The organism is Rhodobacter sp. NTK016B (assembly GCF_017303295.1).
Taxonomy (GTDB): domain Bacteria; phylum Pseudomonadota; class Alphaproteobacteria; order Rhodobacterales; family Rhodobacteraceae; genus Pararhodobacter.
In genome coordinates, this window is record NZ_JAFKOK010000019.1 from 1 (window position 1) to 18,092 (window position 18,092).

Consider the following 18,092-nt stretch of genomic DNA (forward strand, 5'->3'; position numbering starts at 1 on the left):
CTTGTTGGCGGGCTAGATCAGCGTCGCTCAGCTGAGTCTCAAGCTCAGCGATGCGCGCTTGTGTGGTGGTGTCTAGCTGCGCGAGGTCAGCGAGTGCTTGTTGGCGGGCTAGATCAGCGTCGCTCAGCTGAGTCTCAAGCTCAGCGATGCGGGCCTGCGTGACCGTGTCGAGTTGAGCCAGCTCGGCGAGCGCTTGCTGGCGCGCCAGATCAGTGTCGCTGAGCTGCGTCTCAAGCTCAGCGATCCGCGCTTGCGTCGCGGTATCGAGCTGAGCCAACTCGGCCAGAGCTTGCTGCCGCGCCAGATCGGTATCGCTCAGCTGTGCTTCCAGTTCGGCGATACGGGCCTGCGTGGTCGTATCGAGCTGCGCCAACTCGGCCAGAGCCTGCTGTCGCGCCAAATCCGCATTGCTCAGCTGGGTTTCCAGTTCGGCAATTCGGGCCTGTGTCGCGGTATCGAGCTGCGCCAGTTCGGCCAGAGCCTGCTGCCGGGCCAGATCGGTATCGCTCAGCTGCGTCTCCAGCTCGGCAATCCGCGTCTGCGTTTCGCTGTCCAAAGCCGCGAGGTCAGCCAGAGCCTGCTGACGGGCCAGTTCCGCGTCGCTCAGGCTGGTCTCCAGATCGGCGATCCGTGCGGCCTGTTCGTCGCGCTCAGAGCGCAGGGCCGCGAGGGCTGTCTCGCGCTCGGCAAGGCTGGCGGCGGCGCTGTCCTGTTCGGCCTGAAGCGCGTCGCGCGCCGCACGGGTGCTGGCGAGCTGGGCTTCGGTCTCGGCCCGCGCCGCGCGCAGCGAGCTCAGGGCACCCTCGGCATCGCGCAGCCCCGCAAGGGCGGTATCGCGCGCCTCTTCGGTCTCGGTCAGGCGCGCCAGCATCTCGGCCAGCGATGCCTCGGTCTGTTCGGCCCGGGCGCGCATCGCGGCGAGCGCGGCCTCGACTGCCTCGCGCTCGGCGGCGGCAAGACGGGCGGCTTCGGTCTGGGCGTCGATCTCGTCGCGCGCCTGCGCAAGCGCGAGGTTCAGCGCCTCGCTTTCCGACAGGGCCTCGTCACGCGCGGCCTCGGTCGCGGCCAGTTGCTGGCCCAGCTCGGCGCGCTCGGCGATCAGGGCAGCGACCTGCGCCTCGAAGCTGGTGATACGGGTTTCGGCCTCGGCCAGCGCGTCGCTGCGGGCCTGCAGATCGCGGCCCAGAGCGGCAATCGTCGCTTCCTGCTCGCGCGCATTGGCTTCGAGCGTGGCGATATCGGCGTTGAGCCCTTCGACCTGCCCTTCAAGCTGGCCCACCCGATTGCGCGACAGGCCCAGCGCCTCGGTCAGCGACGAGACCTGCGCGGTCAGGCCCTGAAGTTCGTTGTCCTGCGTCGAGATCGTCTCGCGCAGGACGCTCTGGACGATCATGAAGATCGACAGAACGAACATCAGCACCAGCAAGAGCGCCGTCATCGCGTCGACGAAACCCGGCCAGATCGAGGCCGAGAACCGTTGATTGCCGCGACGCGACAGACCCATTACTCGTCATCCCGTGCGGCATAGCCCGACTGCCGGTTGAGCATCCGCACGGCCTGCGTCAGCATCGCCAGATCGCTGCGCAGATCGGCCAGCGACTCTTGCCGCCCCGCCGAAAGCTCTTCGAGAATCCGCACCAGCTGAATGTCCATCGAGCGCAGCCGCAGCCGGGTTTCGGCTTCGATATGCGGCTCGTCATCGGTTTCCGGGCGCGCATCGTCCTGACGCTGCATCAGCGCGATCATGCGGTCCTGCCCGTCGGCCATGCGCTCAAGCGCGCGGCCCGTCTCGGTGTCGCCCGCGTTGAGACGCTGGGCGATCCGCGTCATCGCCTGCCCCAGCGATTGCAGGGCCTCGTCGAGCCGCTCGCGGCTTTCCTCGGCGCGCTCTTGCACACGGCGCATGGCCTCCATTTGCTCGGTCAGCGAATCCAGCACTTCGGCCACCGCCGACAGACCGGCACCGCCTTCGCCCTCGCCTTCGGCCAGGGCGGTGCCCAACCGGGTGATCGAGGACAGCCATTCCTCAAGCTCGCGGTAGAACCGGTTTTGCGCCTGACTGGCGAAGAGCTCGAGGATCCCTACGACCAGCGAGCCGGCAAGCCCCAGAAGCGACGAGGAGAACGCCGTGCCCATGCCGCTCATCTGCGCTTCGAGCCCGCTCATCAGCCGGCCGAACCCCGACAGAGCGGTCTCACCCTCTTGCGGGGCGAGCGAGCGGATCGTCTCGACGACGGCCGGAACCGAGGTCGCCAGCCCGTAGAACGTTCCCAGAAGGCCAAGGAAAATCAGCAGGTTGACGAGATAGCGCGTGATGTCGCGCTCTTCCTCGATCCGGGTACCCACGGATTCGAGGATCGAGCGCGCCGACGTGGACGAGATATGGCTCGACCGCCCATGCGCGCGCAGAAGCGATGCCAGCGGCGCCAGAAGCCGCGGCGCGATGGTGATCTGGTGGCCCGGCGTCTGAGCGACGAAACCGCCGATCCAGCGCACGGACGAGAAAAGCTGACTGATCTGCCAGAAGGTCGCCATGACGCCGATCACGAAGACCAGCGCGATGAAGCCGTTCAGCCAGATATTGGCCAGAAAGATGCCCGAGATACGCGGATAGGCCAGCGCCACGCCCGACCCCACCAGCGCCAGCGAGACCAGCATCAGGGTCAGCTGTCGAAGCGGTGGCGTGAACTGGACCCGCCCGATCGGCCCGAGCGCCCCTGCTCTCAACTGTCTCGCCATTCGCTGCACCTGCAAAGTTTCGTTAAAACTAGAAGCATCGCAGGGCTTTGCCAACCGTCTACGTCGCCGATTTCAACACCTTGACGCGATCAGACAGCCATTCAAGCTCGTCATCGGGCAAGCCCAGCGCGGCCAGATGCGCGGCGGTCTGATAGAGATACTCGCAATTGGGGCCGCGCCCGCCGGTCGCGCCCGCAATGCGCTGCGCTTGCTCTTCCAGCGTCAGGTCGCCGCGATACTGATCATGCGTGCGGTCAATGACATAAACCACCGCCTCGACCTCGCGCCCGTCGTCCAGCGTCAGGTTGTGGACCTGCTCCAGATACGCCGCCGAGATCAGTTCGCGCGCGCGCAGATACTCCATCGTCTCTTCGGCGATCTCGGGCGCGATCTCGAAGGCCACGCCGTTGCACGAGGCCCCTTCGGCCGCATCCAGCGCCAGAACCAGACCGGGCTTCTCGACCGTGCCGCGATGATGGATCGACAGCATGCAAAACGAGCGCCGGAAGCCCGGCAGCACCGCCAATTGCCGCGCGGTCCAGGCGAAACCCGGATTCCACACCAGCGATCCATAACCGAAAACCCAAAGCGGACGCATCACTCACCTGCCGATCAGACTTTCGCGACCGCCCGTCGCGGGACTGGCCGCCTGCCTGTCGGCCATGTACACAGCAGGCAGCGAAAGAACAACACGGGGGCCGGGAATGCGCGCCATGAGATGGGTAATCGTGCTGGTGGTCCTCGCCACGATCGGGTGGTGCGGCTATTGGTTCGTGGGCACGCGCGCGCTTGACCGCGCCATCGCACAGGGGCTTGAACGCACGCCCGAGCTGAGCGCCGAAACCTATCACATCAGCGGCTTTCCCAACCGTTTCGATGTCACCTTCGACGCCCCCCGCGTCACGCTCAGCGACGCCGAATGGACCGCGCCCTTCGTGCAGTTCTTCGCGCTGACCTACAAACCGCACCATCTGCTTGCCGTCTTCCCCCACGATCAGGTCTTGCGGCTGGGCGGGACCGAGACCCTCATCCATTCCGAAGACCTGCGCGCCTCGATGGTGATGGAGCCGGGGCTCGACCTGCCGCTCGACCGCATGACACTGGTGGGCGACACTCTCGATCTGCAGATCACCGAGCCCGCGCGCGGCACCGATACCGGCGCGACGTGGCAGATTGGCCAGCTTCGGCTCGCCAGCCGCCGGACCGACGACACCACACAGCAGCTGGTCGCGCTGGCCGAAACGGTCTTCCCCGACCCCGCGCAGATGGACCGTGTGGACCCGCAGCGCCTGTGGCCGCGCCGGTTCGATACGCTGCGCCTTGATGCCGAAGCCGAAACCGACCGCGCGCTTGATCGTCATCTGGTGTCGGACGGCGCGCAGGTGCGGTTGACCGATCTGACTTTCACCGGGCTTCAGATCACCTGGCCCGAGGTAGATTTCCGCCTGTCTGGCCGCCTCAGCCCCGGCGCCGACGGCCGGCTGTCGGGTGACGCGACGGCGAATGTGACAGGCTGGGAAGAGATGCTCGACATCCTGCGCGCGTCGGGGCTCATCACCGACGAGGCTGCGGCGATGGCCAATACCACGCTCGCCGCCATGGCGCAGGAAGATATTCTGGAAGTACCACTGAGCGTGGTGGACGGCGTCGTGCGGCTTGGCCCCTTCGCGCTGGCCACGCTGCCGCCGCTGTCGCTCGCGCCCTGATACGGCCCCGGCTCGGGACGTTCAGTGTCGCTGCCCCGGCTGGACGATCCGCAGCACCGGCTCGTCCGCCGATGCCTCGTCTCCGGCAGCGGGGCGGTTGCGCGGGACATCGTCATCGCCCGACGCGGCGTCTTCCGCGAACGGCGCCTCGGCAAAGCCCGCCCCGTCGCTGTTCGGCTCATCTTTCAGCGTTGTCAGCTCTTCGCGCAGCACGACGCGCAATTCGTCCATCAGGTCGATGCGCATCGCCTCGACCCGCGCCGCTTCGGCCTCTTCGTCGCTGAGTTCCTCATCCTCACCCAGCCCATCGACCGCAAAGAACCGGTCGCGGATGCGGTCATGCAGAATCTCGGCCAGCGCCGCCCCCGCCAGAACCCCGGTCACGTCAGCGCCGAAGTCCAGCCATTCGGCCGCGCGCCCCACGGTGGGCTGGATCAGCTCGATCAACCCGCCATAGGCGATACAGAGCGGGACCGCCCAGGGCCAGCGGCGGGAATCGGTCAGGATCAGCGGAAAGATCAGCCCGACGAAAGCGACAAAGTGATAGACCTTGTCCAGCCCGTTGGCGAGCGTGGTCTGCGTGGGGATCGGCGTCAGCGTCAGCGCGGCGATCAGCAGGGCGGCGACAACCGAGACCACAAGCCCGGACACGCGCCAAAACCACGCCTGCCCCACGGCCAGCGTCTGCATCGTTGCTTTCGGTCCCCTTTTGGGACCGCGGATCGCCCTAAGACGGTCCTGAATATCGTCGCCTCGGGTCATCGTCCAAGACCGCCCGTTTCTGCGCTGCAATCCGCTATGCGAATTACCGTCATGAAAAACAATGCGTCAAGAAAATGGCCAAAGCAAGGCAACCCCGGCAAGCAGCCTGGATCGGGCCGCGGATGACGGTCATTGTGTTGCCTGTGCAACGATTTTGCGCTTTGTGAAGGACGGCCCGCAAGTCGCGAAGCGGAAACGAAGAACGGGGTCCGAAGACCCCGCCCAATCGCTCAATGCACCGTCGACTCGTTGGCCGATTGCACGATCGCGGTCAGCCTGTTGAGCGCGCGCTCTTCCAGCTGCCGGACCCGCTCTTTCGAGATCCCCATCAACGCGCCCAGATCGCTCAGCGTCGCGGGGTCCTCGGACAGGTGCCGCGCGGACACGATCCGACGCTCGCGGTCAGGCAATTGCTCGACCGCAGAATACAGGATCTTGCGCCGCTGCGCGCCATCCAGACGCTCGGCCACGTCCATCTCGGTTGCGGCGTCCTCGTCCTCGATGGTCTCGACCCATGAGCGCCCGTCTTCGTCCGCGCCCTGCGGCGCATCGAGCGACAGGTCGGGACCGGCCATGCGGCCCATCATCGCTTCGACCTGTTCGGGCGTGACCTGCAATTCGCGCGCCACGCGCACCGACAGCGGCTCGTCCGAGGCTTCGTCCCCCGCGTGCTTTTGCATCGCGCGGCGCAGGTGGAAGAACAGCTTCTTCTGCGTGGCATTCGTCCCGGTGCGCACCAGCGACCAGTTACGCATGACGTAATCCTGCATCGAGGCCCGGATCCACCATGCGGCATAGGTCGAAAAGCGCGAGCCGTTCATCGGGTCGAATTTCTCGGCCGCGCGCATCAGGCCCAGATTGCCCTGCTGGATCAGATCCTCGTACGGCACGTCATAACGCTTGAAACGCCCGGCGAAGGACACTGCGAGACGCGCATAGGCCTGGATCAGGCGATGCAAAGCACGCTCATCCCCGTGATCGCGCCACGCAATGGCCAGCTCGGTCTCGGTCTCGGCGTCGAGGATCTCCTCGGCCATTGAAGCGCGAACGTAGCGGCGGATATGTGGATCCTGAAAGCCCATGACTCAGTCCTTGACAGCAGAACGTATGGCGGCAACTTGTTTCGTCTCGATGCCACTTTGTTTCGAAACGCTACCTTTTTTCAAGCCCCCTTGTCAACCAGTCTCCTGCGATTAGGTACGGGCCATGAGCGAACCTGCACACACGATGCCTCCCCTTCCTGCGACCTCGGCCTGTACCGGCGCGGATCATTCCGCCGAACTGCTGGTGCACCTGTCGCGGCTGGTCTATGGCTGCTCGTCCGATGCCAGCCTGACGCCGACGCAATGGACGGCGCTGCGCTATTTCGCCACCGCGAACCGCTTTTCGCGCACTCCCTCGGCGTTCTCCGAGTTCAACGCCACGACGCGCGGCACCGCCTCGCAGACGGTGAAATCGCTGATCGCGATGGGGCTTCTGGCCAAGCGCGCGCATGAGACGGACAAGCGCTCCTTCCTGATCGAGCTGACAGAAGCGGGCCGCGCCAAGCTCAAGCGCGATCCAATGGACGATCTGTCCGTCGCCATCGCCGCGCTTCCCGCCAACCGTCAGGCGATGCTGGCTGACATCCTTGGCGAGCTGGTCGAGACGATGGCCCGCAAGCGCGAGGCACCCACTTTCGGCCATTGCGGCGATTGCGGCCACTGCGACACGTCGCGCCCCGGCGAGGTGTTCTGCCGCTGCACCAGCATGATGCTGACGGATGCGGAAACAAGCACGCTGTGCATCGACTTCGCCTCGGCGCTGGCCAAGCGCTGACAGGTACTTTTCCGACATTCCTTGAACTGCGCCGTATCACGAGGTGATATCCGGCAGGCGGATGATTGTCGTGCGTGCGTCCGACCAACCCCGCAAGGCCCAACCCCGCAAGGCAAGGTGATTTTAAACACCTGACATTCTGGCGACATGCGCGTCTCTGCTTACGGCGAAACCTGCCTGATCCTGAACTGACACTTTTCCGACATCCGCCCGATTGACAGCCCCCGCCCCACCGCCGCAGACTTTGCGCAAACGGAGGCACCGATGATCCCTGTTCTGACCCGCGAGGCGGTCGAGCCGCTGCTCGACTGGATGCGTCTGAGTGATGCGCTTCTGGACGGCCACCGCCGACCGCCCGCGCAGATCGAGGATGTGCTGCTGAGCCGCGCCGACGACCGGCTTTTGTCGCGCAGCGCATGGATCGACGGCATGGGTGTGGGTGTGAAATCCGTCACCGTCTTCCCCGGCAATCCCGCTCAGGGCCGCCCCAGTGTGCAGGGCGCGATGCTGGTCTTCGACGACGAAACCGGCGCCTTGCGCGCCGTTGTCGACAACCCTCTGGTCACGCGCTGGAAGACCGCGGGCGACTCGCTGCTGGGGGCGCGGCTGCTGGCCCGGGCCGACGCGCAGCGGTATCTGATCGTGGGCGCGGGCAGTGTGGCCGAGTCGCTGATCGAAGCCTTTCGCGCATGGAAACCCGATCTTCAGATCAGCGTCTGGGCGCGCCGCGCGGACGCCGCCAAGGCGCTCGCCGCGCGCCATTCCGGGGTAACGCCCGTCACCGATCTGGCATCGGCGGTGGCCGAGGCCGAGATCGTCAGCACCTGCACGATGGCACACGAGCCGGTCATCGCGGGCGAATGGCTGAGCCCCGGCACCCATCTCGACCTGATAGGGGCCTTTACTCCTCAGATGCGCGAGGCCGACGATTCGGCCCTGCAGCGCGGCAAGCTCTATGTCGACAGCCGCGCCACCACGATCCCGCATATCGGGGAATTGATGATCCCGCTCGCGTCGGGCGCCATCACCGAGGCCGATGTGCTGGGCGATCTGAGCGACTTCGCCGCCGGTAAGGTGCCGCCCCGCGAACGGGACGACATCACGATCTACAAGAATGGCGGCGGTGCGCATCTCGACCTGATGACCGCGCGGGTCATGCTGGACGCGTGGGAGGCGCAGCCATAGCCGCTCAGCCGAACATCGCCCGGCGATGGCGCGACTGCGCGAGCCCGATCACCGCCACAGACAGCAGCGACCAGCCCGCCAGCACCACAAGATAGCGCCCCGGCAGCGCCCGGCCGTCGACCGCCGCCCAGGCGAGTTCGCCCATGGCGCGGGTGGGGGTCCAGACCGACAGCGCCTCGACGCTTTCGGGCAGCGCCACGGGCGGAACCCAGAGCCCGCCGAGATAGGCGAGCGGCAGGAACAACAGGTTCGACAATGGCACCGCCGCACGCGCCGAGGCTGCCGAGCCAAGCGCGATCCCCATCAGCACCGCAGGCACCGAGACCAACGCACAGGCGGCGATCAGGCGCGCCGTCTCGGGCCCGTCCGGAACGATGCCGCCGACAAATCGCCCGGCCAGAAGCACCATCGCGACCGCCGCCAAGACCACGCCCATCGCCACCACGATCCGCGCGGCCCAGCCGAGCCACAGCGCACCGGGAAGCGTGTGCTGCCACAGCACGAACGGCGTCTCGCGATCCTGCGCGACACTGACGCCGAACTGGTAGAAGCCGACGCCGAGCACGGCATAGACAGCGAAAGAGGCCAGCGCATAGATCCCCGCCGGTCCGTCGGCCATCTGCGCGCCGAAGAAGCTGTACAGCATGGCGGGAAACAGGATCGTGGGCACCCAGAAGCCCGGCTGACGCAGCAGCACGCGGGCGGACAGGACCAGTTCGGCGATAAGATGTTTCAGCATGTTCAGGCCTCGTGACGCAGGGTGGCAAGGATGTCTTTCAGGGCGAGCGGGCGGATCAGCAGGTCATGGAACGCGACGCCTTCCCGAACCAGACGGGTGACGACGGCATCGCTGTCGGCGCTGTCCAGATGCCGCCTGCCATCGGCATCCGGCGCGGGCAGCCAGTCGGGCGCCGGATCATCGACCACGAGGCTCACCTGATTGATGCGCATCGTTGCGCGCATCTCGGCCAGCGTGCCATCGAGCACCCGCTGCCCCCGGTCGATCATCGTCAGCCTGTCGCAGACCGCCTCGATCTCGTCCCAGTGATGCGAGGTCAGCAGGACCGCGCCGCCGCTTGCGACATAATCACGCGTCAGGGACTGGAAGGCTTCCTGCGAGGCACTATCGAGCCCGGTGGTCGGCTCGTCGAGCACCGCAAGCTTCGGCGCACCGCAAAAGGCCAGCGCCAGCGCCACGCGCCGCACCTCGCCGCCCGAAAAACCGGCCATCCGCCGGTCGATCAGCCGCTGGAGCCCGAAGGCCGCGATCAGCCGGTCGGTATCGGGCCGCATCCCATGACGCGCCGCGGCATAGGCGATCAGCTCGCGCGGGGTGATTTGCGGTGGGAAAGCAGCGGATTGCGGCGTGACGCCCATCGCCCTGCGGGCTGCGTCGCTGCCGGCAGGATGCCCGAAGATTGTCACCGTTCCCGCGTCGGTGGGCCGCAGCCCGGTGACCAGCGACAGCAGCGTCGATTTCCCTGCCCCGTTCGGCCCCAGAAGCCCCAGTGCCTCGCCGGGGGCCAGTTGCAGATCGACCCCGTCGACCGCCGTCACCCCACCAAAGCGCTTGACCAGCCCTTTTGCCTCGATTGCCTGCAACACCTTGTGCTCCTTGGATCATTGCGACTTGAATTACGATGGGCCTGGGGTATTCAGACGCCATGGCGCAGGGACATCGGAAATACGTGGCGAGACAATCAGACCCCGCGAACGGTCACTGGTTGCAACTCGCGCTTCGTGAAACGCGGCACTTTATGGCGCGCAGGCGGTTCTGGGGAATCGTCTGTGCGGCGATTCTGGTCACCGCGCAGGCCGGGCCGTTCCACACGATGGATGAGCTCAACTTTCCCGGCAGGCTGGGCTATTGGGGCGTGGTTATTCTGACGGGGGCGCTTGTCATTACGCCGCTGTCTTTCATCACAAGGCAGCTCAATCGTGACGGGTGCATGCACTGGGCGCTGGCCGCGACCATCGCCAGCGCCATCGCCGCGCCAATCATGATCGGACTTGTCCTGTTCCTTGAGATCAGGGTCCGGGGACTTATTCCGGGCAGTGTCACGCTCATCGCGATCTATGTCGCGGGGCCGATGACGATCGTCAATCTGGTGGTCAACGGCTTCGTGGCGCTTGGCGACCGCGAGCAGAAGCCGGTCAATGCCGACGCCTTCCGGCCGCGCTTTGTCGACGCGGACACGATCGATCCGCAGGCCCCGGAAACCGAAATGGCGGAAACCGAGGCCGCAGCGGACCTGCCGGACGAGATGCCCGGACCGGACGCGCTGCCCACGGCTGTGGTCACGCCCCTGCTGTTCGAAAAGCTCCCGCCCGAGCTGGGCATCGACCTGATCAGCCTGCGCGCGCAAAACCATTATGTCGAGGTAACGACGACGCGCGGCACCGCGCAGATCCTGATGCGCCTGTCGGATGCCGAGCGGGATCTGGCGGCCTATGAAGGGATGCGCGTGCACCGCTCGTGGTGGGTCAATCTGGCCCATGTCGCCACCCATGCCCGGACCGCAGCAGGCGGGATGGAACTGACCCTCAGCGATGGTCAGAAAGTCCCAGTCTCGCGCAGCCAGCGCGCCGCCTTGCGCGCGGCGCTGCCGGGGCGCGATAGCGACGGCGATCTGTACGAAGCGGCGGAATAAGACGCAGCCCAACTGCCAGCGGCGCCGGAAAACCCGAGGTCTGACCCTCGCAGCCTGAACGGAATTCTGGGCAGGCCCTGCGCCCAGAACCTGCCCCGTCATCACCAGCTTTCCCAACCCGATGAAGGAATAGCGCGCCGCCAGACCCGTCCCACCTGTGGCAGACCGATCCCGGCAAGCGCGCCTGTTCGCGACATCATTCAGACGAAAAGGGTCAGGCCGCCCTCCCCTGCGCTCATTCGCCCAGCGGGGCGCTTGCGCGGTCTTCGCCGACAAGGGCATGGGCCTGAATCGGCGCGCTCGGCGGGTTCAGGCATTCGCCATAGGCCCCGGCCCAGTCGCTGGGAAAGCCGTCTTCCAGAAAGGTCAGCGTGAACGTGCCCCAATAGGCCGATTTGCCGCCCAGAGGATCGACCATTTCCACCGAGCAGGCGACGTCGCCGTCATAGGCGACCCACAGGCCGGTATAGGTCCCGCGTCCGCCCATCATGTCGTCGCCCAAGCCCGGCACGATCATGCGCACATCGACCTGGCTTTCATCGTCCCCCGAATAGAGCCGCAGCACCGCGTCCGGCCCCATCGTCTGCTCCCAGATGATCGGCCCCATATTGGTCTGCCAAGCCTCGTCGGCAAAAGCCGGGGCGGCGACAACAGAAAGCGCAAGGGCGGTGAAAAGGGGTGCACGCATGAAATTCCTCCGGGGGTTATTCGTCACTCTGTCCCCACTGTGCCACGGAAAATCGCGCACGCACAGCGCAAACCCGGGCATCGCTTGCCGCCTGCCCCGGCCTGCACTAAGCAAGGGGCGGAAAAGGAAGAAAGGCGATCCATGCGCATTCTCGTGACCAATGACGACGGCATCAACGCGCCGGGCCTGAAAGTGGCCGAAGCCATCGCCGCCGAGATCGCCGGACCCGAGGGCGAGGTCTGGACCGTCGCTCCCGCCTTCGAGCAATCGGGCGTCTCGCACAAGATCAGCTATACCCATCCGATGCTGATCGCGAAGATGGATAACCGGCGCTTCGCGACCGAGGGCAGCCCCGCCGATTGCGTGCTGGCGGGCTATTACGAAGTGTTGGGCGGCGAAAAGCCCGATCTGGTCCTGTCGGGCGTGAACCGCGGCAACAACTCGGCTGAGAACACGCTCTATTCGGGCACGATCGGCGGCGCGATGGAAGCCGCGCTGCAGGGCATCCCGGCGATCGCGCTGTCACAGTATCTCGGCCCGCAAAGCGCCGATATGGAGGGCGGGCTGTTCGAACCCGCCATCGCGCATGGCACCCGCGTGGTGCGCAGCCTGCTCGATAAGGGGCTGTGGACCGACGACGATTACCGGCTGTTCTATAACGTCAATTTCCCGCCCGTCCCCGCCGACGACGTGCGCGGCACCCGCGTCACCGCGCAGGGCTTCCGCCGCCACACCGCTTTCGGGGTCGAGCCGCATAACTCGCCCTCGGGCCGGCGCTTTCTGTGGATCAAGGGCGGGCCGCAGCACCTGAAGACCTTGCCCGGCACCGATGCCGAGGCCAATCTCGACGGCTATATCTCGATCACGCCGCTGACCTGCGACATGACGGCCCATGACCGGCTCGCCGGCCTGCGCGACGCGCTGGACGAAACGATCGAGGCGAAGAAGGCCGGGCAATGACCGAAGAGGACCGCCGCGAACAGATGATGCGCCTGATCCTGACCCTGCGTTCGCGCGGGATCACCGATCCGGCCATCCTGCGCGCGTTTGAACGCATCGATCGCGGCGCCTTCGTCACCGGCTTCTTTGCCGACCGCGCCTACGAGGACACGCCGCTGCCCATCGCCTGCGGCCAGACGATCAGCCAGCCCTCGGTCGTGGCCCTGATGACCGAAGCGCTCGAGGTCGAGCCGCGCCACAAGGTGCTCGAAGTGGGCACCGGCTCGGGCTATCAGGCGGCGATCCTGAGCCAGCTCGCACGGCGGGTTTATTCAGTCGAACGCCACCGCCCGCTGATAGCCGAGGCGCGCGCGATCTTCGCCCGGCTCGATTTGCACAACATCACCACCATCGCCACCGATGGCAGCTTCGGCCTGCCCGATCAGGCGCCCTTTGACCGCATCATCGTCACCGCCGCCGCCGAAGACCCGCCCGGCCCGCTGCTGGCGCAGCTCAGGATCGGCGGCGTGATGGTTCTGCCGGTGGGGCAATCGGACACCGTCCAGAGCCTGATCAAGGTGCGCAAACTCGAATCCGGCTATGATTACGAAGAGTTGCGCCCGGTCCGCTTCGTGCCGCTGCTGGAAGGCATGGCCAAAGACTGAACCAGGGACTGGGCCAGACCCAACGCAAAAACACGGCACCGGTCGTGCCCTGCGCCCGGCACGGCGGCAGCCTGCCAATATGGGCGGAAATCCACAACACGTTGTGGTGATGGGGTGTATCACCCCTTGTTTTCCGCTATAAATGGGGCAAAGCCCCGCGATCCGGGCACCCTCGTCCCTGCCGGCCCTTTCCGATGCTGCCGACAGGGTCTCGGGGCGGCCGGGAATGACGGGACCGGAAAAGACGGCCGATCAGAAGGCCAGACAGACGGACAGGCGGTTAGGAACGGAATGGGCAGCGAAAACGTGCGCGAACGGACTGACGGAAGAACGGACAACCGAAACGAAACCTCGCTCTGGCGGATGGGCGGCCTGCTTCTGGCGGGCGGTGTCATCCTCGCGGGGTGTTCGGGTGGCAACGATCTCGACTGGGACATGCGCCCCTCGAGCCGGTTCAACACCGCCGACGCGGCGCAAAGCGCCTCGACCGCGCGCCCCGCGCCCGATTCGCGCGGCGTGATCTCGTATCCCGGTTATCAGGTCGTCGTGGCCCAGCAGGGCGAACGGGTCAGCGACATCGCGCTGCGGCTGGGCGTCGATGCCAATGCGCTTGCCCAGCACAACGCCGTCTCGACCGACACGCCGATGCGCGGCGGCGAGCTTCTGGTGCTGCCCTCGCGCGTGGGCGACAGCGCCACGGGCACGATCACCGCGACCCCGCTTGCGGGCGCCGATGGCGCGGCACCGGCCGCCAATGAGCCGCTGCGCCACACCGTCGAGCGCGGCGAAAGCGCCTTTACCATCGCCCGGCTCTACAATGTCTCGCCGCGCTCGCTGGCGGACTGGAACGGCCTGCCCGCCGATATGAGCGTGCGCGAAGGCCAGATCCTGATGATCCCCACCGGGGTGCAGACGATCACCGCGGCGGCGGCGGGCGAGCCGCTGAACCCCACCGGCATCAGCGCGCCCGCACCGGCGGCGCCGACGCCCGGTTCGGCGGCGCAGGCCACCGCCGATGTCGCTTCGCAACCCGGACAGGGCACCCCCACGCCGGTCCCGCCCTCGGCCGCGACGCCCCTGCCCGACAGCAGCCCCGAACCCGCGGGACAGGCCGCCGCCGCCGCGCAACCCGAAGCACCTGTCGCCGATATGAGCAGCCAACGGAGCACAGGCTCGCGGCTGGCCATGCCGGTGCAGGGCCGGATCATCCGCGCCTATGCTCAGGGCCGCAACGACGGCATCGGCATCGGCGCTGCAGCGGGCACGGCGGTCACCGCCGCAGCTTCGGGCACGGTGGCGGCGATCACCGAGGATACCGATCAGGTGCCGATCATGGTGATCCGCCACGAGAACAACCTGCTCACCGTCTATGCGGGCATCGACAATATCCGCGTCAGCCGGGGCGACAGCGTTTCGCGCGGGCAGACGATTGCCTCGGTCCGCGCGGGCGATCCGTCCTTCCTGCATTTCGAGGTTCGCGAAGGCTTCGAATCGGTCGATCCGATGCCCTATCTGCAATAACCGGCGCCGGACGCGGGACGGAACGCGTCACGGGTGAGGGGTTTCGCCCTCGTCCGCGACGCCTCCGGCGCCGAGCCCTCGCGCGACCGGGCGCGCCGCTGACGCGGCGCGCTTTTCGCGTCTCAAGCGCTGGTTTCGAGGCGCGATATTCCGGTGCGTTCTGCAGATCGGCGCGGGTGACAAAGGGGCTATGTGCCCCCTCGGCGCTGCGCGCCTCACACCCGAGGATATTTCCGGAACAAAGATGGGGCGGGACGGTTGTTGGCTGCGCGAGAGGCGCTGCGGGCCTGCCTCTTGACCTACGCGCGCGCCCGGCGCAAACCCGCGCCATGCTGCCCGAAGACGCCCTCGACCAGATCCTGCGCCGTTTCGAGTATCTCGAAGCGCGTCTCTCGGCGGGGGCCGATCCCGCCGAGCTGGCCGAGTTGGGGCGCGAGTATCAGCGGCTGAAGCCGGTGGTTTCAGCGATTGCCGAATGGCGCGCGGCGCTGGCGCAGCGCGACGAGGCGCGCGCGCTTTTGGCTGATCCCGAGATGAAAGCACTCGCGCAAGATGAGCTGGACACGCTGGCCGAGCGTATCCCCGAGCTGGAAGCCCTGCTGCGCGTGGCGCTGTTGCCGCGCGATATCGCCGACGACCGCCCCGCGCTGATCGAAATCCGCCCCGGCACCGGCGGCGAGGAAGCGGCGCTGTTCGCCGGCGAGCTGTTACGGATGTATCAGCGCTATGCCGATGCGCAGGGCTGGACGAGCGTGATGATCTCGCAGACCGAGACCGAGCTGGGCGGGCTGCGCGAGGCGGTGATGCGGATCGAGGGCGACGGCGTTTTCGCGCGGCTGAAGTTCGAATCGGGCGTGCACCGGGTGCAGCGCGTGCCGGTCACCGAATCGGGCGGGCGGATCCATACCTCGGCCGCGACCGTGGCGGTTCTGCCCGAGGCGCGCGAGGTGGATATCGCCATTCCCGACAGCGATATCCGCATCGACACGATGCGGGCCTCGGGAGCGGGCGGCCAGCACGTCAACACCACCGATTCCGCCGTGCGCATCACCCACCTGCCCACCGGGCTTGTCGTGACCAGTTCCGAGAAATCCCAGCACCAGAACCGGCGGCTGGCGATGGAAGTCCTGCGCGCGCGGCTTTTCGATCTGGAGCGCCGCAAAGAGGCAGAGAGCCGCGCAGCAGACCGGAAGGCTCAGGTCGGCACAGGCGATCGCTCGGAGCGCATCCGCACCTACAATTTCCCTCAGGGCCGTGTGACGGACCACCGCATCAACCTGACGCTTTACGCGCTGGCGCAGGTCATGGCGGGCGAGCTTGACCCGGTGATCGATCCGCTCATCGCGCATGATCAGGCCGAGCGTCTGGCCGAGCTTGACGCATGAGCACGGCGCAGGCGGCCCTGCGCGCCGCGATGGTGCGGCTGACAGCAGCGGGTGTCGCCGATCCCGCCCGCGATGCGCGGCTGCTGCTGGCCCATGCGATGCAGATCCCCGCCGACCGGCTGACCTTGCATCTGCCCGACGCGCTGACACCCGCTGCCGCCGGGCGTTTCGAGGCCGCGCTTGCGCGCCGTGAAGCGCGCCATCCGGTGAGCCATATTACCGGGCGGCGTGCGTTCTGGGGCCGGGAGTTCACGGTCACACCCGATGTGCTGGACCCGCGCGGCGATACCGAGACACTGATCGCCGAGGCGCTGAGCGCGCCCTTCTCGCGGCTGCTGGATCTGGGCACCGGTTCGGGCGCTATAGCGGTGACGTTGCTGGCAGAGCGCCCGCAAGCCACGGGCGTTGCCACCGACATCTCGGACCGGGCGCTGGCCGTGGCCGGGACGAATGCGCAGAGGCTGGGCGTGTCCGAGCGGCTGGCGCTGTTGCGTTCCGATTGGTTCGCGGCGGTTGCGGGGCGCTTCGATCTGATCGTCTCGAACCCGCCCTATATCACCGAGGCCGAAATGGCCGGGCTTGCCCCCGAGGTTCTGCACGAGCCGCATCTGGCGCTCACGCCCGGGGGCGACGGGCTCGATGCGTATCGCGCCATCGCCGCCGGGGCGCGCGGCTTCCTTGCGCCGGGCGGGCGGCTGCTGGTCGAGATCGGCGCCAGTCAGGCCGACAGCGTCACCGCGCTCTTCGCCGGGGCGGGCATGGTGGCGCTAAAGGTCCACCGCGATCTCGACGGACATGACCGGGTCTTGGCCGCAAAGGCGCCGGGGTGACGGCCGATTCGCGGTGTTTTCGCCACGTTTCGGCGAAAACACGCCCGTCTTTACGGGTTTTTTCAACTTTCTCTCTTGTATCGAGGGGGAACGCGTGTTTACTCCCTCTTGTGCCGGGTTTGGTCGCGACAGCGCCTGCCCCATCCCGTAGCACGCTAATCCAGATTGACTGACCCCACCGCGCCGCCAAGCGCTGGCTCAGGGTCAAACGACCCGACCAAGGCCGGAATTCGCTTTCATGAGAACTTCGAACAAACGTTCGCGCTCCAAACAGAACCGTCCGCGCTCGCTGGGCAACATCGTCAACCGGGTGTTCGACAGCTCGGGGCCCGAGGGCAAGGTCCGCGGAACGCCGCAACAGATTATCGACAAGTACACCGTTCTGGCGCGTGATGCCCAGCTTTCGGGCGACCGTGTCGCGGCTGAAAACTTCCAGCAGCATGCCGAGCATTACACGCGCATGCTGAACGAAGCGCAGGCCGAAATGGCCCGCGAAGCCGAAGCGCGGCGCGATCAGCAGAACAACAACGGTAACAATAACAACAATAACCGCCGCAACGATCAGCGTGGCGACGGGGGCGATCAGGACGGCGACACCCGTCAGGACAACCGATCAGATAACCGTCAGGATGGCGGGCGTCAGGATGGGGGCCGTCCCGACAACAACCGTCAGGAAAACGGGCGGCAAGAAAACAATCGCGGACGCAACCGGCGCAGCGACGACCGTCGCGGTGCGCCGCGCGATCAGAACGACCCGCGCGAAGACCACAAGCGCGACGTGGCTCAGGACGCGGCGGCGCAGGACGACGATGGCGGCTCGATGCTGGTGGAAACGCCCGAATCGCGCGCAAGCCACGACGCCCCAAAGGACGCCCCCAAGAACGACGCCCCGAAAATCGACGCGTCCAAGGCCGAGCCTCAGGCGACCGATGGCCCGGCTCCGGACGCACCCGAAGCCGCTCAGGGCGACGAAAAGCCCAAGCCCGCGCGCAAGCCGCGTGCGCCCCGTGCGCGCAAGCCCAAGCCGGAAGCGGCGCCGGACATGGCCGGGACCCCAAGCGAAGACACGCCCAACGCGGCGGAATGACCGGGCGGGGACCTTCGGGTCCCCGTTTGCGTTGCGGGGTCCGGACCGGTCAATCGCGCCTGTCCGCCCGGGCGACGCTTTGCCGTTGCATCGCCTCCCGCGCCGACCGGTGGTGG

General features: G+C 66.8%; 18 protein-coding genes. 10 read left to right on the plus strand and 8 right to left on the minus strand.

All coding sequences use genetic code 11. The features are described 5' to 3' along the window. The 3 genes from JI664_RS21020 to JI664_RS21030 all read right to left on the minus strand — a co-directional run. Nucleotides 1–1,504, minus strand: a 1,504-nt coding sequence (locus JI664_RS21020) for a peptidoglycan-binding protein (RefSeq protein WP_207015753.1), incomplete at its 3' end; no start/stop codon positions are given. Beyond that, nucleotides 1,504–2,739, minus strand: a complete 1,236-nt coding sequence (locus tag JI664_RS21025; RefSeq protein ID WP_207015754.1) for a biopolymer transporter ExbB — start codon at nucleotides 2,737–2,739, stop codon at nucleotides 1,504–1,506. The genes JI664_RS21025 and JI664_RS21020, both read right to left, overlap by 1 nt. Nucleotides 2,740–2,797: 58 nt before the next feature. After that, entirely contained in the window at nucleotides 2,798–3,337 is a 540-nt protein-coding gene (locus JI664_RS21030; protein ID WP_207015755.1) for a gamma-glutamylcyclotransferase, read from the minus strand. 115 nt (nucleotides 3,338–3,452) lie between these two features. On the opposite strand from JI664_RS21030, the gene JI664_RS21035 reads away from it, so the two are divergent. Continuing rightward, nucleotides 3,453–4,445, plus strand: coding sequence for a DUF2125 domain-containing protein (locus tag JI664_RS21035; protein WP_207015756.1), 993 nt, complete (start codon nucleotides 3,453–3,455; stop codon nucleotides 4,443–4,445). A 21-nt stretch (nucleotides 4,446–4,466) separates the two neighbouring features. Here JI664_RS21035 and JI664_RS21040 read toward each other — a convergent pair whose 3' ends face one another. Further along, nucleotides 4,467–5,135 carry a VanZ family protein gene (locus tag JI664_RS21040; RefSeq protein WP_207015757.1) on the minus strand — a complete coding sequence of 223 codons (669 nt, stop codon included), beginning with the start codon at nucleotides 5,133–5,135 and terminating at the stop codon, nucleotides 4,467–4,469. A 302-nt stretch (nucleotides 5,136–5,437) separates the two neighbouring features. Then, on the minus strand, nucleotides 5,438–6,289 hold the full coding sequence (locus JI664_RS21045; protein ID WP_207015758.1) for an RNA polymerase factor sigma-32: 852 nt from the start codon (nucleotides 6,287–6,289) through the stop codon (nucleotides 5,438–5,440). 124 nt (nucleotides 6,290–6,413) lie between these two features. Here JI664_RS21045 and JI664_RS21050 point away from each other — a divergent pair, with 124 nt between their 5' ends. After that, on the plus strand, nucleotides 6,414–7,025 hold the full coding sequence (locus tag JI664_RS21050) for a MarR family winged helix-turn-helix transcriptional regulator (protein ID WP_207015759.1): 612 nt from the start codon (nucleotides 6,414–6,416) through the stop codon (nucleotides 7,023–7,025). Nucleotides 7,026–7,289: 264 nt separating this feature from the next. Beyond that, on the plus strand, nucleotides 7,290–8,210 hold the full coding sequence (locus JI664_RS21055; protein WP_207015760.1) for an ornithine cyclodeaminase family protein: 921 nt from the start codon (nucleotides 7,290–7,292) through the stop codon (nucleotides 8,208–8,210). A 4-nt stretch (nucleotides 8,211–8,214) separates the two neighbouring features. Here the strand turns inward: JI664_RS21055 and JI664_RS21060 are convergent, their stop codons facing one another. Then, nucleotides 8,215–8,949: an ABC transporter permease gene (locus JI664_RS21060; protein WP_207015761.1), complete on the minus strand. Its 735-nt coding sequence runs from the start codon at nucleotides 8,947–8,949 to the stop codon at nucleotides 8,215–8,217. Nucleotides 8,950–8,951: 2 nt separating this feature from the next. Continuing rightward, the gene (locus tag JI664_RS21065) at nucleotides 8,952–9,815 is read right to left on the minus strand and encodes an ABC transporter ATP-binding protein (protein ID WP_349768756.1); all 864 of its coding nucleotides are present in this window, start codon (nucleotides 9,813–9,815) and stop codon (nucleotides 8,952–8,954) included. A 152-nt stretch (nucleotides 9,816–9,967) separates the two neighbouring features. On the opposite strand from JI664_RS21065, the gene JI664_RS21070 reads away from it, so the two are divergent. After that, entirely contained in the window at nucleotides 9,968–10,861 is an 894-nt protein-coding gene (locus tag JI664_RS21070; RefSeq protein ID WP_286174223.1) for a LytTR family DNA-binding domain-containing protein, read from the plus strand. 235 nt (nucleotides 10,862–11,096) lie between these two features. Here JI664_RS21070 and JI664_RS21075 read toward each other — a convergent pair whose 3' ends face one another. Continuing rightward, nucleotides 11,097–11,549, minus strand: coding sequence for a hypothetical protein (locus tag JI664_RS21075; protein ID WP_207015762.1), 453 nt, complete (start codon nucleotides 11,547–11,549; stop codon nucleotides 11,097–11,099). Between the two features lie 141 nt (nucleotides 11,550–11,690). Here JI664_RS21075 and surE point away from each other — a divergent pair, with 141 nt between their 5' ends. The 6 genes from surE to JI664_RS21105 all read left to right on the plus strand — a co-directional run bounded on the left by surE (nucleotide 11,691) and on the right by JI664_RS21105 (nucleotide 17,976). Further along, a complete protein-coding gene (surE, locus tag JI664_RS21080; protein ID WP_207015763.1) occupies nucleotides 11,691–12,509 on the plus strand; it encodes a 5'/3'-nucleotidase SurE in 819 nt (272 codons plus the stop codon). Continuing rightward, nucleotides 12,506–13,153, plus strand: a complete 648-nt coding sequence (locus tag JI664_RS21085) for a protein-L-isoaspartate(D-aspartate) O-methyltransferase (protein ID WP_207015764.1) — start codon at nucleotides 12,506–12,508, stop codon at nucleotides 13,151–13,153. Before surE ends, JI664_RS21085 begins: the two co-directional genes overlap by 4 nt. A gap of 363 nt (nucleotides 13,154–13,516) precedes the next feature. Further along, complete coding sequence (locus JI664_RS21090) at nucleotides 13,517–14,674, plus strand: peptidoglycan DD-metalloendopeptidase family protein (protein ID WP_207015820.1); 1,158 nt, start codon at nucleotides 13,517–13,519, stop codon at nucleotides 14,672–14,674. Nucleotides 14,675–15,003: 329 nt separating this feature from the next. Further along, nucleotides 15,004–16,059, plus strand: a complete 1,056-nt coding sequence (prfA, locus tag JI664_RS21095; protein ID WP_207015765.1) for a peptide chain release factor 1 — start codon at nucleotides 15,004–15,006, stop codon at nucleotides 16,057–16,059. Next, the gene (prmC, locus tag JI664_RS21100; RefSeq protein WP_207015766.1) at nucleotides 16,056–16,889 is read left to right on the plus strand and encodes a peptide chain release factor N(5)-glutamine methyltransferase; all 834 of its coding nucleotides are present in this window, start codon (nucleotides 16,056–16,058) and stop codon (nucleotides 16,887–16,889) included. The genes prfA and prmC overlap by 4 nt, the downstream gene beginning before the upstream one ends. Before the next feature lie 238 nt (nucleotides 16,890–17,127). Continuing rightward, entirely contained in the window at nucleotides 17,128–17,976 is an 849-nt protein-coding gene (locus JI664_RS21105; protein ID WP_207015767.1) for a DUF4167 domain-containing protein, read from the plus strand. Nucleotides 17,977–18,092: the final 116 nt, after the last annotated feature.

Bases quoted from the DNA above. Each gene is read 5' to 3' on its own strand.
- JI664_RS21025 (WP_207015754.1), bottom strand. From the start codon at position 2,739: ATGGCGAGACAGTTGAGAGCAGGGGCGCTCGGGCCGATCGGGCGGGTC.
- JI664_RS21030 (WP_207015755.1), bottom strand. From the start codon at position 3,337: ATGCGTCCGCTTTGGGTTTTCGGTTATGGATCGCTGGTGTGGAATCCG.
- JI664_RS21035 (WP_207015756.1), top strand. From the start codon at position 3,453: ATGAGATGGGTAATCGTGCTGGTGGTCCTCGCCACGATCGGGTGGTGC.
- JI664_RS21040 (WP_207015757.1), bottom strand. From the start codon at position 5,135: ATGCAGACGCTGGCCGTGGGGCAGGCGTGGTTTTGGCGCGTGTCCGGG.
- JI664_RS21045 (WP_207015758.1), bottom strand. From the start codon at position 6,289: ATGGGCTTTCAGGATCCACATATCCGCCGCTACGTTCGCGCTTCAATG.
- JI664_RS21050 (WP_207015759.1), top strand. From the start codon at position 6,414: ATGAGCGAACCTGCACACACGATGCCTCCCCTTCCTGCGACCTCGGCC.
- JI664_RS21055 (WP_207015760.1), top strand. From the start codon at position 7,290: ATGATCCCTGTTCTGACCCGCGAGGCGGTCGAGCCGCTGCTCGACTGG.
- JI664_RS21060 (WP_207015761.1), bottom strand. From the start codon at position 8,949: ATGCTGAAACATCTTATCGCCGAACTGGTCCTGTCCGCCCGCGTGCTG.
- JI664_RS21070 (WP_286174223.1), top strand. From the start codon at position 9,968: ATGGCGCGCAGGCGGTTCTGGGGAATCGTCTGTGCGGCGATTCTGGTC.
- JI664_RS21075 (WP_207015762.1), bottom strand. From the start codon at position 11,549: ATGCGTGCACCCCTTTTCACCGCCCTTGCGCTTTCTGTTGTCGCCGCC.
- surE (WP_207015763.1), top strand. From the start codon at position 11,691: ATGCGCATTCTCGTGACCAATGACGACGGCATCAACGCGCCGGGCCTG.
- JI664_RS21085 (WP_207015764.1), top strand. From the start codon at position 12,506: ATGACCGAAGAGGACCGCCGCGAACAGATGATGCGCCTGATCCTGACC.
- JI664_RS21090 (WP_207015820.1), top strand. From the start codon at position 13,517: ATGGGCGGCCTGCTTCTGGCGGGCGGTGTCATCCTCGCGGGGTGTTCG.
- prfA (WP_207015765.1), top strand. From the start codon at position 15,004: ATGCTGCCCGAAGACGCCCTCGACCAGATCCTGCGCCGTTTCGAGTAT.
- prmC (WP_207015766.1), top strand. From the start codon at position 16,056: ATGAGCACGGCGCAGGCGGCCCTGCGCGCCGCGATGGTGCGGCTGACA.
- JI664_RS21105 (WP_207015767.1), top strand. From the start codon at position 17,128: ATGAGAACTTCGAACAAACGTTCGCGCTCCAAACAGAACCGTCCGCGC.